This window comes from Hyphomicrobium sp., assembly GCF_009026145.1.
GTDB lineage: Bacteria > Pseudomonadota > Alphaproteobacteria > Rhizobiales > Hyphomicrobiaceae > Hyphomicrobium_A.
Window position 1 is genome coordinate 21,882 of record NZ_WBUE01000018.1, and the last position, 13,251, is coordinate 35,132.

16 protein-coding genes are annotated in these 13,251 nt (G+C 65.1%); 11 read left to right on the forward strand and 5 right to left on the reverse strand.

Going from position 1 to position 13,251, the window contains the following annotated elements; all coding sequences use genetic code 11:
* Window positions 1-81: 81 nt before the first annotated feature.
* On the reverse strand, window positions 82-384 hold the full coding sequence (locus tag F9K20_RS13825; RefSeq protein ID WP_291002780.1) for a putative quinol monooxygenase: 303 nt from the start codon (window positions 382-384) through the stop codon (window positions 82-84).
* 101 nt (window positions 385-485) lie between these two features.
* Between F9K20_RS13825 and F9K20_RS13830 the strand changes: the two genes are divergently transcribed.
* A complete protein-coding gene (locus F9K20_RS13830) occupies window positions 486-977 on the forward strand; it encodes a hypothetical protein (protein ID WP_291002782.1) in 492 nt (163 codons plus the stop codon).
* 58 nt (window positions 978-1,035) lie between these two features.
* Here F9K20_RS13830 and F9K20_RS13835 read toward each other — a convergent pair whose 3' ends face one another.
* Window positions 1,036-1,437 (reverse strand): helix-turn-helix domain-containing protein, encoded by a 402-nt coding sequence (locus F9K20_RS13835; protein ID WP_291002784.1) that lies wholly within the window; start codon window positions 1,435-1,437, stop codon window positions 1,036-1,038.
* Window positions 1,438-1,687: 250 nt separating this feature from the next.
* Between F9K20_RS13835 and F9K20_RS13840 the strand changes: the two genes are divergently transcribed.
* The gene (locus F9K20_RS13840) at window positions 1,688-1,897 is read left to right on the forward strand and encodes a GDCCVxC domain-containing (seleno)protein (protein ID WP_291002787.1); all 210 of its coding nucleotides are present in this window, start codon (window positions 1,688-1,690) and stop codon (window positions 1,895-1,897) included.
* Between the two features lie 154 nt (window positions 1,898-2,051).
* Complete coding sequence (locus F9K20_RS13845; RefSeq protein ID WP_291002790.1) at window positions 2,052-2,534, forward strand: lysozyme inhibitor LprI family protein; 483 nt, start codon at window positions 2,052-2,054, stop codon at window positions 2,532-2,534.
* A gap of 6 nt (window positions 2,535-2,540) precedes the next feature.
* Here F9K20_RS13845 and efp read toward each other — a convergent pair whose 3' ends face one another.
* A complete protein-coding gene (gene efp / locus F9K20_RS13850) occupies window positions 2,541-3,110 on the reverse strand; it encodes an elongation factor P (RefSeq protein WP_291002792.1) in 570 nt (189 codons plus the stop codon).
* 364 nt (window positions 3,111-3,474) lie between these two features.
* On the opposite strand from efp, the gene epmA reads away from it, so the two are divergent.
* The gene (gene epmA, locus F9K20_RS13855; RefSeq protein WP_291002795.1) at window positions 3,475-4,518 is read left to right on the forward strand and encodes an EF-P lysine aminoacylase EpmA; all 1,044 of its coding nucleotides are present in this window, start codon (window positions 3,475-3,477) and stop codon (window positions 4,516-4,518) included.
* 61 nt (window positions 4,519-4,579) lie between these two features.
* Here epmA and F9K20_RS13860 read toward each other — a convergent pair whose 3' ends face one another.
* Window positions 4,580-4,798: a hypothetical protein gene (locus F9K20_RS13860; protein ID WP_291002798.1), complete on the reverse strand. Its 219-nt coding sequence runs from the start codon at window positions 4,796-4,798 to the stop codon at window positions 4,580-4,582.
* A gap of 208 nt (window positions 4,799-5,006) precedes the next feature.
* On the opposite strand from F9K20_RS13860, the gene F9K20_RS13865 reads away from it, so the two are divergent.
* Complete coding sequence (locus F9K20_RS13865) at window positions 5,007-5,300, forward strand: helix-turn-helix domain-containing protein (protein ID WP_291002801.1); 294 nt, start codon at window positions 5,007-5,009, stop codon at window positions 5,298-5,300.
* A gap of 120 nt (window positions 5,301-5,420) precedes the next feature.
* Window positions 5,421-6,170, forward strand: a complete 750-nt coding sequence (locus tag F9K20_RS13870) for an SDR family NAD(P)-dependent oxidoreductase (protein ID WP_291002804.1) — start codon at window positions 5,421-5,423, stop codon at window positions 6,168-6,170.
* Window positions 6,171-6,247: 77 nt separating this feature from the next.
* On the opposite strand, the gene F9K20_RS13875 is transcribed toward F9K20_RS13870, so the two are convergent.
* Window positions 6,248-7,012: an outer membrane beta-barrel protein gene (locus F9K20_RS13875; protein WP_291002807.1), complete on the reverse strand. Its 765-nt coding sequence runs from the start codon at window positions 7,010-7,012 to the stop codon at window positions 6,248-6,250.
* A 198-nt stretch (window positions 7,013-7,210) separates the two neighbouring features.
* Between F9K20_RS13875 and F9K20_RS13880 the strand changes: the two genes are divergently transcribed.
* The 5 genes from F9K20_RS13880 to F9K20_RS13900 all read left to right on the forward strand — a co-directional run bounded on the left by F9K20_RS13880 (window position 7,211) and on the right by F9K20_RS13900 (window position 13,238).
* A complete protein-coding gene (locus F9K20_RS13880; protein ID WP_291002810.1) occupies window positions 7,211-8,290 on the forward strand; it encodes a lysine-2,3-aminomutase-like protein in 1,080 nt (359 codons plus the stop codon).
* A gap of 106 nt (window positions 8,291-8,396) precedes the next feature.
* Window positions 8,397-10,544, forward strand: coding sequence for a molybdopterin oxidoreductase family protein (locus tag F9K20_RS13885; RefSeq protein ID WP_291002813.1), 2,148 nt, complete (start codon window positions 8,397-8,399; stop codon window positions 10,542-10,544).
* Between the two features lie 298 nt (window positions 10,545-10,842).
* The gene (locus F9K20_RS13890) at window positions 10,843-11,676 is read left to right on the forward strand and encodes a hypothetical protein (protein WP_291002816.1); all 834 of its coding nucleotides are present in this window, start codon (window positions 10,843-10,845) and stop codon (window positions 11,674-11,676) included.
* 63 nt (window positions 11,677-11,739) lie between these two features.
* Window positions 11,740-12,696 carry a glucokinase gene (gene glk / locus F9K20_RS13895; RefSeq protein ID WP_291002819.1) on the forward strand — a complete coding sequence of 319 codons (957 nt, stop codon included), beginning with the start codon at window positions 11,740-11,742 and terminating at the stop codon, window positions 12,694-12,696.
* Between the two features lie 116 nt (window positions 12,697-12,812).
* Window positions 12,813-13,238, forward strand: coding sequence for a CBS domain-containing protein (locus tag F9K20_RS13900; RefSeq protein ID WP_291002822.1), 426 nt, complete (start codon window positions 12,813-12,815; stop codon window positions 13,236-13,238).
* Window positions 13,239-13,251 lie beyond the last annotated feature (13 nt).

Sequence of the window (13,251 nt, forward strand, 5' to 3'; positions counted from 1 at the left end):
GATGAGGATAGCGCGGCCGCTCCGCGAGAGGACTGCAGCACAGCGGCACACTTTGGCAGGTGGTGGTGGCCGTCGTGCGGCTCAAGCGGTGCCGTTCAGCGCCATTGCCCGATAGGTGAGCACACGCCGCGATTTGGTCCACGGATCGGTGAGCAGCCGGAAGTCGGCGTAGTGGGGCAGCTCGCGATGCGCGCGGTACGCCGCCTCGTCCGTGTAGATCTGGTAGAGCAGGTAGGCGGCGCCCTCGAGCGGGTCGACCGAGATGTCGTATCTCTGACATCCGGGCTCGCGGTCGAGACAGGTCTTAGCATGTGCGCGCAGCGCTTCGCTCAACTCCTCCTGCCGGCCGGCTTCCGCCTCCAGAAACACGACCACGACATACATGCAGCCCTCCCTTCACAGGCTCGCCCCCCGGCGCCGGGGCGCCCGTTAACCATTCGTAAACCTCTTAGTATGACATTTCATTAACCAACCTCGAGGCGTCCATGGAAAGCCTGGCAAGCTGCGACCGCATGACGTCGAGCCTCTCGGAGGCCAATAACGACACCGGCCGGACGGCCTTCTGCGGCCCCTACGTGCTCTCCGCCATCACCGGCTATCCGATCTCGAAGATCGAGGAGATCATCCGCGCCGAGCGCAACTCTGCGCGCAAGACGGTCGTGAAGGGGACCGGCGCCGACGAGGTGGCCGCCGCGCTGGCCCAGTTCGGCTACGAGATGTCGCTGAAAGAGACCTACATGGCCAAGCCGCGCAAGGAGCGACCGACGCTGTGGGCATGGATGCAGAAGCCGCGCAACGTGTGGGCGCACTACATCCTCGCCGTGCACAAGGGCAAGGAAGGGCACTGGATCCTCGTGAAGGGGGTCAAGATGTGCGACACCTACACCGAGGGGCGCTGGACCTTCGTCGTCGATGGCCCGCACCGCGGTGCGCGCATCATGGAGATCTTCGAGGTGCGCAAGTCGCTCGCGGCTTGAAGAGGCAGCGCATTCGATTCACGATCGCTGTGCCACGGAGAAAGCGCCCCTTCCAGGATCAGGCGCCGGCGCCGAGGGCATCGAGGACCGGGCACGAGAGTTGGGAGCCCGGCTGGCACGCATCGGTCATCTTGGTGAGTGCCCGCTCGAGCCTCTTGAGGCTTCTGATCTTGCCGCGGACGTCTCCGAGATGCCGTGCCGTCATGTCCTTTGTCTCTGCACAAGCCATACCTCCGCGATCGGCAAGCTTGAGTAGAGTACGGACGTCCTCGAGCGAGAACCCGAGCTCGCGGCCGCGCCGAATGAAACCGAGCCGGCGCACATCGCCCTCGTCGTACGTGCGATGCCGACCCTCGGTACGTGGCGGATGCGCCAGCAGGCCGATGCGCTCGTAATAGCGGATGGTCTCGATATTGACACCGGTCCGCTCGGCAACGCGTCCGATCAGCAATGGCTTCATCGTGGGCCTCGCATCCATGCTGGAAAATTCCGCGCTTGCATCTGTAGTAGCTACAGATTGTAGGCTTCTCTTGGGCCGCCTTCCAGGGCTCGTTGTTGAAACCTGGCCATGAGACGAGGAGATACGCGGATGCTTGCGAAGCTTACGATCGCTGCTGCGATGCTGCTGGCGCTCGGCGCAACGGCCTACGCGGTGTGCCCGCTTTGCCCGTAACCCACGCGCGGTCCCTAAAGCTCGCCAGGCCTATGCGGTGGAGCTGAGGTCGACCATCACCTGTCCAGCCTGCGGTCGTGCCTCGGTCGAGATCATGCCCACGGACGCGTGCCAATACGTATACGACTGCAGGCATTGCGGGGCGCGGTTGACACCGAAGAAAGGCGAGTGCTGCGTCTACTGCTCCTACGGCTCGGTGCCCTGCCCTCCCGTACAGCAAGAACGTCAAGAGCGTGCAGAGCTGTGACGCGATCTTCGAAGGTGCACAATGGCGCTGCCGATCGCGACATAATGTGTGTGCGATCACAGGGCCGACCATGCGATCCTCATAAAGTCCTGGCGGGAAATGGCGCAAGGCGACTAGATACGCGAGACCGTCTGCAACCCGAGGGACGACTCGTATGCCGCGCTGCTTCTGTGTCACGCTCGCGTGCTCGCTGGCTCTGGCGATGACGTGCCCATTGCCCGCGCGTGCCGACGACGCCGCGACTATTGGCGCTTGCCTCAAGTCCGAATACGAGGCCGGCCGCGACGCGCACGTCTGCATCGGCCGCGTCTCCGACCCCTGCCTCGAGACGCCCGATGCGCAGTCGACCGTGGGCATGGTCGATTGCATCAACCGGGAAACGAAGATCTGGGACAACCTGCTCAACGACGAGTACGGCCGGCTGATGAAGATGCTATCCGCCAAAGCGGCCGAGGACGTGTGCAAGGCGCAACGCATCTGGATCACGTCGCGCGATGCAGACTGCGCGGTGCCCTACGAGATCTTCGAGGGCGGCACCATGGCACAGCCGATCGCCGCCAACTGCGTGCTGGCACACACGGCCAATCGGATGATGCAAGTGCGCTCCTGGCTGGAGATGGTGCAGCCGGATCAGTAGCGGAGCTCAGTCCTTGGCGCGCTCGACGTAAGAGCCGTCCGCCGTCATGATGACGACGCGCGTGCCGGCGCCGATGTGCGGCGGCACCATGATGCGCGCGCCGTTGGAGAGCTTCGCCGGCTTATAGGAGGAAGAGGCCGTCTGCCCTTTGACCACCGGGTCGGCCTCGACGATCTCCAGCGTGACGCGCGCCGGCAGCTCGATGGCGATCGGTACGCCCTCGTGCATCGACACCGAGCAGGTCATGCCTTCCTGCAACCACTGCGCCTGGTCGCCGACGACGTCCTTCGACACGATGATCTGGTCGTAGGTCTCCGGGTGCATGAACGTATAGCCGTGGTCGTCCTCGAAGAGATAGTTGTAGTCCTTCTCGTCGAGGTAGGCGCGCTCGACCTGGTCGGTGGTCCGGTAGCGCTCCGTCACCTTCACGCCATCGGCGATGCGGCGCATCTCAAGGTGCGTGACGGGCGTGCCCTTGCCGGGGTGGATATTCTCGGCGTGGATGACGACGGCGAGCTTGCCGTCGAGATCGAGCACATTGCCCTTGCGCACCGATGAGGCGATGACCTTAGCCACTTAGTTCTCCATTGCAGGGGCCGGCGCCGGCGCTAGGCGCGCTCGTTGACGGCCGATAGGGGGAAGCTCGGGCGCTCTCATACCCTTTCCCGGCTGGGCTGTCATCCCGGCCAGGGGTGAGCTTTTCTGGCTTTCCCGGTCAGTGAGCGCGGGCCGCGGACTCTAGAACGTCATCCCGGCGCAGGCCGGGATCCACGCAAGTCTCCACAGAGCATCCCGCTGGCCGGTATTGCGCGGAATCGGCGCCACGATTGAGGCATTACTTTCGATCTTCACCATGAGAGATCGTTGAAGCTGGCGTAGATCCCGGCCTGCGCCGGGATGACGGAGTGTGCCGGCCAGTAGGATCAGCTAGAGAAGCGCCATGAGCACAGACCGCCCCTGGTGGACCCCCGCGACGCACGCCGACCGGCGCCCGCTCTTGCTGACCCGCGCGCGTATCAAGGCGGCCATCCGCGCCTGGTTCGAAGCGCAGGGCTTTGTCGAGGTCGAGACCGGCTGCCTGCAGATCTCGCCCGGCAACGAGGCGCATCTGCACGCTTTCCGCACCGAGCTGGTGGCGCCCGACCTCTCGCGGCGCACCCTCTACCTTCACACCTCGCCCGAGCTCGCCTGCAAGAAGCTGCTCGCCGCCGGCGAGCGCAACGTTTTCACCTTCGCACCCGTGTTCCGCAACCGTGAGCGCGGCGCGCTGCACGCCCCCGAGTTCACCATGCTCGAGTGGTATCGCGCCGAGGCGCCATACGAAGCGATGATGGATGACTGCGCGGCGCTACTGAAGCTTGCCGCCGAGACGGCCGACAACCGCTTCGTATCCTGGCGCGGCGTCACCTCTAATCCCCGCGCTGTGCCGGAGCGCCTGACCGTCGCCGCGGCCTTCGCGCGCTATGCCGGCGTCGACCTTCTCGCCCGCATCGGCGCCGACGCCAATGACCGCGATGCGCTCGCCGCCGCGGCGGAAAGCGCCGGCATCACGCCGCGAGACGACGATACCTGGGCCGACATATTTTCCAAGCTGCTGACGGCGCTGGTCGAGCCCAAGCTCGGCAACGGGCGCCCAACCCTGCTCACCGAGTATCCGGCGAGCGAAGCGCCGCTGGCACGGCCGTGCACAGGCGACCCACGCCTCGCCGAGCGCTTCGAGCTCTATTGCTGCGGCGTCGAGCTTGCCAACGGCTTCGGCGAGCTGACCGATCCCGAGTTGCAGCGCCGCCGCCTCGAAGCCGAGATGGACAAGAAAGAAGCGCGCTATGGCGAGCGCTATCCGATCGATGAGGATTTCATCGCCGCGCTGGCGGCTATGCCGCCCGCTTCAGGTTGCGCGCTTGGCTTCGACCGCCTCGTCATGCTGGCCACAGGCGCGACGCGCATCGACCAGGTGCTGTGGACGCCAATGTCTGAGCGCTGAAAACCCCCGCTCGCCGGCCCGGGAGGCCAGCGCATTCATTGCGAAACTCCATCAACGACGGCTATGCCGCCGCCGACATGAAGCGTTCGACGGTCGCCGCGAAGTGACCGCACCAGTCCTTGCTGGCGACGACCGGCCATACGCCGTGGGCGCCGTTCTCGGACTGCGGGAGCGGAGGATTGAACCGGCACAGGCCGGCGTTCTTTTCCTTATGGTGCTTCGCAGCGGCTTTGCTGTGATTGTCGTAAAATTGGCAATTGCCACAAGCGCAGGTGGTCATGTGTGCCTCCTTGTCCCGGGTCCCGGGATCGAACGCAGCCGGCCGCTGGACGCCCAGCGCTGGCTGCTCGAAAATATCTAATGGCTCGCCGGGCCGACACAAGACCGGGCCACGACGCGCATTTTTTCTGGGGATCCTCGCTACGCACAACCGCCACATGACGCAGCCGCGTTCTGGACAACGCAGCGCGAACCGCCATATTTCCCGCATGGCTAACGCCCGTGCCACGCGCCTCTCCGAGAAACAGTTCGCGCAGATCGCGCGCGCGCTGGCCGAGCCGCGCCGCTATCAGATCCTCGAGCAGATCGGCGGCGCCGCCGAGGCGCTCCCTTGCGCCGCCCTGCTCGATCAGCACGAGGTGAGCGCGGCGACGCTTTCGCACCATCTCAAGGAGCTGGAGACGGCCGGGCTCATCGACGTCACGCGTTCCGGCAAGTGCATGAGCATGACGCTCAATCGCGACGTGCTGCGCGCCTACCTGTCCCGCCTAGCCAAGATCTAAGCGCAAGTTTGCCGCAGCGGACGCCGTTCCGCCGCCTCCTTGAACCACCCCAGATCGATACTTAGATGGGCATCATAGTACGATGATTGTCTAATTGTCGAACCGGAAAGGACGGGTGTCATGGGCAAGCTTGCAGGCAAAGTCGCCGTTGTTACGGGAGCTTCCAAGGGAATCGGCGCCGGCATCGCCAAGGCCTTGGCGGCCGAGGGGGCCTCGGTCGTCGTCAACTACGCGTCGAGCCGCGACGGGGCGGAGAAGGTCGTTGCCGAGATCGCCGCCAAGGGTGGCAAGGCCATAGCGGTCGGCGGCGACGTCGCCAAGGCAGCCGACGTCAAATCGCTGTTCGACGCGACGCACGAGGCCTTTGGCAAGCTCGACGTGCTGGTCAACAATGCCGGCGTCTATGAGTTCGCGCCCATCGAGGAGATCAGCGAGGCCACGTTTCACCGCCAGTTCAACATCAACGTCTTGGGGCCAATTCTAGCGACGCAGGAAGCGCTCAAGCACTTCCCGCCCGAGGGCGGCTCGGTGATCAACGTGAGCTCGGTCGCGGCCTTCAGCCCCGTGCCCACCTCAGCCGTGTACTCCGGCACCAAAGCCGCGCTCGACACGATCACGCGCGTGCTGGCGCTCGAGCTGGGTGCGCGCAACGTGCGCGTCACCTCTCTCAATCCCGGCCTCGTCGAGACGGAAGGAACGCACAGCTTCGGTGCCATCGGCAGCGATTTCGAGAAGCACACGGTTGCCAACACGCCGCTGCGGCGCGTCGGACAGCCGGAGGATATCGGCAAGGTCGCCGTGTTCCTCGCCTCCGACGATTCACGCTGGATCACCGGCGAGCGTATTGCGGTGTCCGGCGGCTACCGCTGACCGACAACCGCCCGCACGAATTCGACAAATTGATCGGCGGCCAGCCGTTGGGCTGGCCGCTGTGCCATGCCCAGTGCCTACTGTCCGAACTTGAAGCTGTTGAAGCGGTAGTTCATTCCAGCGCGTACAAGTTGACCGTCGGTGTCGACAGTCCAAGTGTTCGGCCCTCCGAGCGTGCTCGCGGGGGTCGTGACGCTGATGCTCCCCAGGTCATAGTAGAGATACTCGACCTTGGCGGTCCAGCCTTGCTCAATCGCCGCCTCAAACCCGCCGCCAATCGTCCACCCGTTGCGAAATGACGAGCTCGAAGCGCTGGCGATCGAGGCGTCGCACGTAATATCGTCGCAACTCTCCAGAACTGACACCGTCGTGTCCGAGCCGAGGTACCCGCCCGTAACGTACAGCATCCAGCCGTTCATTAAGACACCGAGCCGCCCGCGCAGGGTCATATAGAAGTCGTGGTCGGTGCTGGTCGATGCTTCATAGCCCAGCGGGACGAAGGCCGTAGTTGCGCTGCCCGCAAGCCCTAGATATCCCAGATCGCCCTCGATGCCGTAGAGCATCGGCCCCAGCTGCCAGTTGTAGCCGAGCGTGGCGCCCGCGACGACGCCGCTCGGGGCGGAGCTCCAATAGTCGTTGAGCGTCGCCCCGGAGCTGTCGGTCGCCGTGGAGCTGCCCCAGGCTCCACCCAGATGCGCACCTAGATAGAAGCCAGTCCAAGATGGAGCGGTCGGAGTAATGGGTGCGGCATAGTCGTAGGGATCGCCGTCGCTCAAGGCCCGCTCGGCTGCTCCGGCGATGGAAACGCACGCAACAAACACGGCAAGCAAATGACGACGCATAAACGCCTCCTCACAATCCACGGACTAAGGGGACGCATGCACTGGAAGGCGCCATCCGTACGCCAAATCGGGCGGCTCGTGGCGGAGTTGTCCAATCATGTCCCCACAATCAACAAGACGCGCGTGGAACTCTTGCCACTGTGGTACGGGCGGCACGCTATGCTCGGCCACGCGTTCGATGCTTGACCGGAAGCCGCGATGACCGCATTCCGCAGAACCTTGACGACACCGAGCGATCTCGCCGATGCCGGCCTCGTTGCGGACGCGCGCGCGGGGGAAATTGCTGCGGTGGGCGCGCGCTACGCCATTGCCATCACGCCGGCGATGGCCGAGCTGATCGACGCATCCGACCCCGCCGATCCCATCGCCCGCCAGTTCGTGCCCGATGTGCGCGAGCTCGCCCGGCATCCCGCCGAGGACCCCGATCCGATCGGTGACAATCTCAAGAGCCCGGTGCCGGGCATCGTCCACCGCTATCCCGACCGCGTGCTCCTGAAGCTCGCCAGCGTATGCCCCGTCTATTGCCGCTTCTGCTTCCGCCGCGAGATGGTCGGCCCCGGAAAGAGCGCAGCCCTCTCCGAGGCGGAGCTTGCCGCGGCGCTCGACTACGTGCGCGCGCGCCCGGCGATCTGGGAGGTGATCCTCACCGGCGGCGACCCGCTCATCCTCTCGCCGCGCCGCATCGCCGAGGTGACGGCGGCGCTCGGCGATATCGCCCACGTCAAGATCTTGCGCTGGCATTCGCGCGTGCCCTCGGTCGCCCCCGAGCGCATCACCACGCAGCTCGTCGAGGCGCTGAGCTCGGCATCAAAAACCGTGTACGTGGCGCTGCACGCCAATCATCCGCGCGAGCTCACGGATGCGGCACGCGACGCCTGCAAGCGGCTGATCGACGGCGGCATTGCCATGGTCAGCCAGAGCGTCCTGCTCAAAGGGATCAATGACGACGCCGACACATTGGAGGCCCTGATGCGCCGCTTCGTCGAGATGCGCGTCAAGCCCTATTACCTGCACCACGGCGATCTCGCTCCCGGCACGGCGCACCTGCGCACGACCATTGCCGAGGGGCAGGCCCTGATGCAGGCACTGCGCGCTCGCCTGTCGGGTCTGGCGCTGCCGACGTACGTCCTCGACATCCCCGGCGCGCACGGCAAGGTGCCGATCGGGCCCGACTACCTGCACAAGGTGGATGGCGGCGCGTACGCGATCGAGGATCGTGCCGCGCGCATGCACGCCTACGAGGACGTATGCGCCGCGCCCGCCGTGCTCGCTCCGTAAACGGACTTGGCTTGCGCGCAAAACTGAGCTGGGTCAGACTGCCGCACCGGCGACAAGCGAAGCCCGCCAAGAATGCTTCGGGGCCGCGACCAAGGGGAGACACAATATGAACGAGCAGGCCAAGCGCGAGACCTTCTTCGGCGCCTGTCCGCACGACTGTCCCGACACGTGCGCCATGGTCTACGAGGTGGAGGGCGGCAAGCTCGTCAACGTCAAGGGTAACAAGGAGCATCCGATCACGCGCGGCACCCTGTGCGTGAAGCTCAAGGACTTCCACGATCACCACGCCAACCCCAACCGGCTGCTGTACCCCCTCCGCCGTGTCGGCCCCAAGGGCTCGGGACCGAACGGCGGCAACAACTTCGAGCGCATCACCTGGGACGAGGCGATCAGCGAGATCGGCCGGCGGTGGCGCGAGATCATCGCCGAATACGGCGCTGAGGCCATCATGCCGCAAAGCTATCTCGGCAACATGGGCCTGGTGCAGGGCATCAACTCGGGCGACCCGTTCTTCAATCGGCTCGGCTCGACGGTGAACGAGAAGACGTATTGCACGTCGGGCTCGTCGTCGGCCTGGCTGTTGACCTATGGCCCGACCGGCGGCGTCGACCCCGAGAGCTTCGTGCACTGCAGGTACATTGTCATCTGGGCGTGCAACTCGATCTCGACCAACCTGCACCACTGGCCGTTCGTGCTCGAGGCGCAGAAGCGCGGCGCCAAGGTCGTGGTCGTCGACGCCTATAAGTCGCGCACGGCGAAGGCCGGCGACTGGCACATCTGCCCGCGCCCCGGCACCGACGGGGCCCTCGCCATGGGCTTCATCAACGCGATGATCGCACAGGGCCTGGTCGACCAGGACTATGTCGACAAGTACGTGGTTGGCTTCCCCGAGCTGAAAGAGCGCGCCAAGCAGTTCACGCCCGCGTACGTCGAGCAGGTCACCGGCGTGAAGGCGGCGGACGTCGTCAAGTTCGCGCGCGAGTTCGCCACCGCGCAGCCCTCCGCCATCCGCATCGGCGTCGCCATCGAGCGCTCGGCGGGCGGCGCCCAGGCGGCGCGCGCTGTCTATGCCATCCCGGCGCTCGCCGGCTCGTGGCGCCACGTCGGCGGCGGCATGCTGCAGCTGCCGCTGTGGGACTTCCCCGTCGACTGGGTGAAGGCGGCGCGCCCCGACTTCATCACGCCGGGCACGCGCGTGGTCAACAACCTGCGCCTCGGCCAGGCGCTCACCGGCGAGATGCAGCTCGACCCGCCGATCAAGAGCCTGTTCGTGTTCTGCACCAATCCGGTCAGCCAGTCGCCGGAGACCAACAAGATCGTCGAAGGCTTGAAGCGCGAGGATCTGTTCACCGTCGTCGCCGAGCACTTCATCAATGACACGGCCAAGTACGCGGACATAATCCTGCCCTCGGCCATGGCGGCGGAAGCCGAGGACATGATGTGGTCGTGGGGCCACTTCTACTTCACCTACAATCAGAAGGCCGTCGACCCGCCCGGCGAGTGCAAGCCGACGAGCGAGATGTGGCGGCTTCTGGCGAAGGAGATGGGCTTCGACGACCCGGTCTTCAAAATGACCGATGCTGAGCTGTGCGAAGCCTACATCAACTGGGCCGACCCGAAGATGGGCGGCATCGACATGGGCCACTTCAAGGAGCACGGCTATTACCGGATCGATGTCGGGCCAGTCGACACGCGCACGCCGCACGCGGAGGGCAAGTTCCCAACGCCGTCGGGCAAAGTCGAGCTGCTCTTGAACGACGCCAAGAACTTCGTCGCCCCGCCGTTCCGCGCCATGTACGAGGGCGAGCAGGACGGCACGCCGCTCGATCCGCTGCCTGGGTATCAGCCGGTGCGCGAATCGCCGGAAACGAATCCCGAGCTGGCCAAGCGCTACCCGCTCAACATCATCTCGCCCAAGAGCCACGCCTTCCTCAACTCGTGCTACGCCAACGAGCCGCACAAGATCAGAGTGCAAGGCGAGCAGTTCGTGATGATCTCGCCCGTCGATGCGGCCAAGCGCAACATCCGCGAGGGCGATCCGGTGCGCGTGCAGAACGACCGCGGCGACTTCCAGGGCGTGGCGCGCGTGACCGACGACGTCAATCCCGGCATCGTCGTCGCCACGCTCGGCTACTGGCGCCAGCTCAATCGCTCGGACGGATCGGTGAACTCCATCTCCTCCGATGCCTGGTCGAACATCGGCCGCGCGCCGACGTTCTCCGACAACCTGGTCGAGGTCACGCGCGTCAACTGATTGGCGCCTCCGCGGAGACGAAGACGCACCGTGGCAATCCCACGGTGCGTTTTCGCGTCTAGGCGCACGAAAGACACGCAGAGCGATTCTTTTGCAGCCCACAGTTGTGCTCACAGCCGAATCTACCGACGTTTGTTAACAGTGTTTTTCCATCCCGTACCTGTGGCGGTCGCGTCTTTCGGCTCGCGAGCCTTCACTCACGCAACCCATAGGCCAGCAAATGATTGCCTTTCGCGGACTTCTATGCGCTGCCTGTTTCGCAGCGCTTGGGATTAGCGTCATCGCAAGCGCCGGCGAGTTGCCCGCGGTTTCGGGTCCCAACGGCAAGCTGAGCGTCGAAGGCGGCAGCTTCGATGATGACGGGGCCGGCATCGCGCTCGGCAGCTTTGCGCTTCCCCTCGGCCACGCCTTCGGCCTGCAGGCCGACGGCGCGCTCGGCACCATCGATGGTGAGACGATGGGCGGTGGCGGGCTGCATCTCTTCACGCGCGATCCGTCAAGCCACCTGTTCGGCGTCTATGGAAGCTACCATACGTGGGACTCCGTCGACATCTGGCGCATCGCTGGTGAAGCGGAGCTCTACCTCGGCCGCTTCACGCTCGATGGACTCGCCGGCTATGAGAGCGTCGATGTGCCCAGCACCATCGGCGATCTCGAGGTGCTGACGCCCGACGATAAGCACTTCTTCGCGCAGAGCGACCTCGCCTACTACATCACTGACGATTTCAAGGTCTATGGCGGCTACCGCTACCTCAACGAGACGAGCTTCGGCTCGGCGGGTGCGGAATACCTTATGCGCGGCCACGAGGTGCCGCTGTCGCTGTTCGCGCGCGGCGACTTCGGCGACGAGGATTACACCAGCATTACCGGTGGCCTCAAAGTGTACCTGAGCGGCGATCCTGACAAATCGCTCATCGACCGCCACCGCCGCGACGACCCGGACATCTACTTGCCAGTATTTCCCAAGCTCGTGACCCGGACGGCACAGAGACAGCCGCAGTGCACACTTGTCGGTGGAGGTTCATACCAGGTCGCGAGCCCGGCGAATGGCCAGTGCATCTGCCCGTCTGGATCCGCGCTCGCCGGACAGCCTCCCGTGTTCGGCTTAGGCAGCTACCACTGCGCTGTCTAGCACTTGCGCTTGACCGGCACCCGCCCACGCGGCAGCGTGCGCCTCGCTTCAACGCGAGGGCCCATGAGCGCAACGGATTTCGGTCTGGTCGGCGACATCGGCGCGACGAATGCGCGCTTTGCGCTCATCGCCCCCGACGGCGCCCTGTCGCGCCACGCCAATCTCCTGTGCGAGGATTACAGCGGGATCGGAGCCGCGATCGAAGCCTACCTGGCGCAGGCGAATGCCGGCCGACCAGCGCACGCGATATTGGCGGTAGCCACCGCGCCGGACGGGGACCGCGTCAGCTTCACCAACAATCCCTGGACCTTCTCCATAACGCAGCTTGCCGAGAGCCTCGGCGTGCGGCGGTTGCGCGTCATCAACGACTTCCACGCCAACGCGCTCGCCGTGCCGCGCCTCGCGGCAAGCGACCGCGTCAAAGTCGGCGGCGGCGAGCCGGTCGCAGAAACGCCGATGGGTGTCATCGGCCCCGGCTCGGGTCTCGGCGTCAGCACCGTCGTGTGGACAGGGACGAGCTACATGCCAGTTCCCGGCGAGGGCGGTCACGTCACCATGGCGGCGGCCGACGACGCGGAGGGCGAGGTGCTGGCGCTCTTGCGCAGGCGCTTCGATCACGTCTCGGCCGAGCGCGTGCTGTCGGGGCCGGGGCTGGTCAATCTTTACAATGCACTGTGCGAGATCGGCGGCAGACCGTCTCCCGGCTTGACCGCGGCACAGATCACCGACCCGGCAACGGCCGCCGAGGATGCGTGCGCGAAGAGAGCCGTCGCCATGTTCTGCGCCATGCTCGGTACGGTTGCAGGAAACCTCGCGCTAACGCTCGGTGCCCGGGGCGGCATCTACATCGCCGGCGGCATCGTGCCGAAGCTCGGGGCAGCATTCGCCCAGTCGCAGTTCCGCGCCCGCTTCGAGGACAAGGGGCGCTTCCGCACCTACCTGTCGGCCATCCCCACTTTCGTCGTCATACGACCGGACGCGGCCCTGCTCGGCGCCGCCCAAATGCTCGACACCGATTAGAAAACACCACCACATTTGATCTTTGAGGCGTTGACGGCAGCTTGTGCCGCCGCCAACTAAACGGACAGGACGACGGCTGAACGGGGATCTGGCAAACCGTAACAATGGAGGTGGCCATGAAATCCACGGTCAAGACTGCAATGCACAAGGGTGCAGAGTGGGTCGGTCCGCAGACACCCGTCACCGAGCTGGCCAAGAAGATGCGCGAGCTCGATATCGGTTCCATTCCCGTCGGTGAGAACGATCGGCTCATCGGCATGGTTACCGACCGTGACATCATCTGCCGCGGCGTCGCCAACGGCGGCGACCTCAACAAGCTGACGGCGCGCGACGTGATGACCAAGGGCATCGTCTACTGCCGGGACCACGACAGCATCGACGAGGCGCTCGGCATCATGGAGAGCAAGCAGATCCGCCGCCTGCCGGTCATCAACGACGACAAGCGTATGGTCGGGATACTCAGCTTCGGCGACATCTCGCACGCCGCTCCGGCAAAGCTCGCCGGGGAGCTGATGGCAGCCTGCTCGGCGCACCACGAGTGAAACTTGTCGATCT

Excerpts from the sequence above, each read along its gene's own strand:
- F9K20_RS13860 (WP_291002798.1), bottom strand. The coding sequence starts at position 4,798 with ATGACCACCTGCGCTTGTGGCAATTGCCAATTTTACGACAATCACAGC.
- glk (WP_291002819.1), top strand. The coding sequence starts at position 11,740 with ATGAGCGCAACGGATTTCGGTCTGGTCGGCGACATCGGCGCGACGAAT.
- F9K20_RS13880 (WP_291002810.1), top strand. The coding sequence starts at position 7,211 with ATGACCGCATTCCGCAGAACCTTGACGACACCGAGCGATCTCGCCGAT.
- F9K20_RS13825 (WP_291002780.1), bottom strand. The coding sequence starts at position 384 with ATGTATGTCGTGGTCGTGTTTCTGGAGGCGGAAGCCGGCCGGCAGGAG.
- F9K20_RS13900 (WP_291002822.1), top strand. The coding sequence starts at position 12,813 with ATGAAATCCACGGTCAAGACTGCAATGCACAAGGGTGCAGAGTGGGTC.
- F9K20_RS13870 (WP_291002804.1), top strand. The coding sequence starts at position 5,421 with ATGGGCAAGCTTGCAGGCAAAGTCGCCGTTGTTACGGGAGCTTCCAAG.
- F9K20_RS13885 (WP_291002813.1), top strand. The coding sequence starts at position 8,397 with ATGAACGAGCAGGCCAAGCGCGAGACCTTCTTCGGCGCCTGTCCGCAC.
- F9K20_RS13865 (WP_291002801.1), top strand. The coding sequence starts at position 5,007 with ATGGCTAACGCCCGTGCCACGCGCCTCTCCGAGAAACAGTTCGCGCAG.
- epmA (WP_291002795.1), top strand. The coding sequence starts at position 3,475 with ATGAGCACAGACCGCCCCTGGTGGACCCCCGCGACGCACGCCGACCGG.
- F9K20_RS13845 (WP_291002790.1), top strand. The coding sequence starts at position 2,052 with ATGCCGCGCTGCTTCTGTGTCACGCTCGCGTGCTCGCTGGCTCTGGCG.
- F9K20_RS13835 (WP_291002784.1), bottom strand. The coding sequence starts at position 1,437 with ATGAAGCCATTGCTGATCGGACGCGTTGCCGAGCGGACCGGTGTCAAT.
- F9K20_RS13830 (WP_291002782.1), top strand. The coding sequence starts at position 486 with ATGGAAAGCCTGGCAAGCTGCGACCGCATGACGTCGAGCCTCTCGGAG.
- F9K20_RS13875 (WP_291002807.1), bottom strand. The coding sequence starts at position 7,012 with ATGCGTCGTCATTTGCTTGCCGTGTTTGTTGCGTGCGTTTCCATCGCC.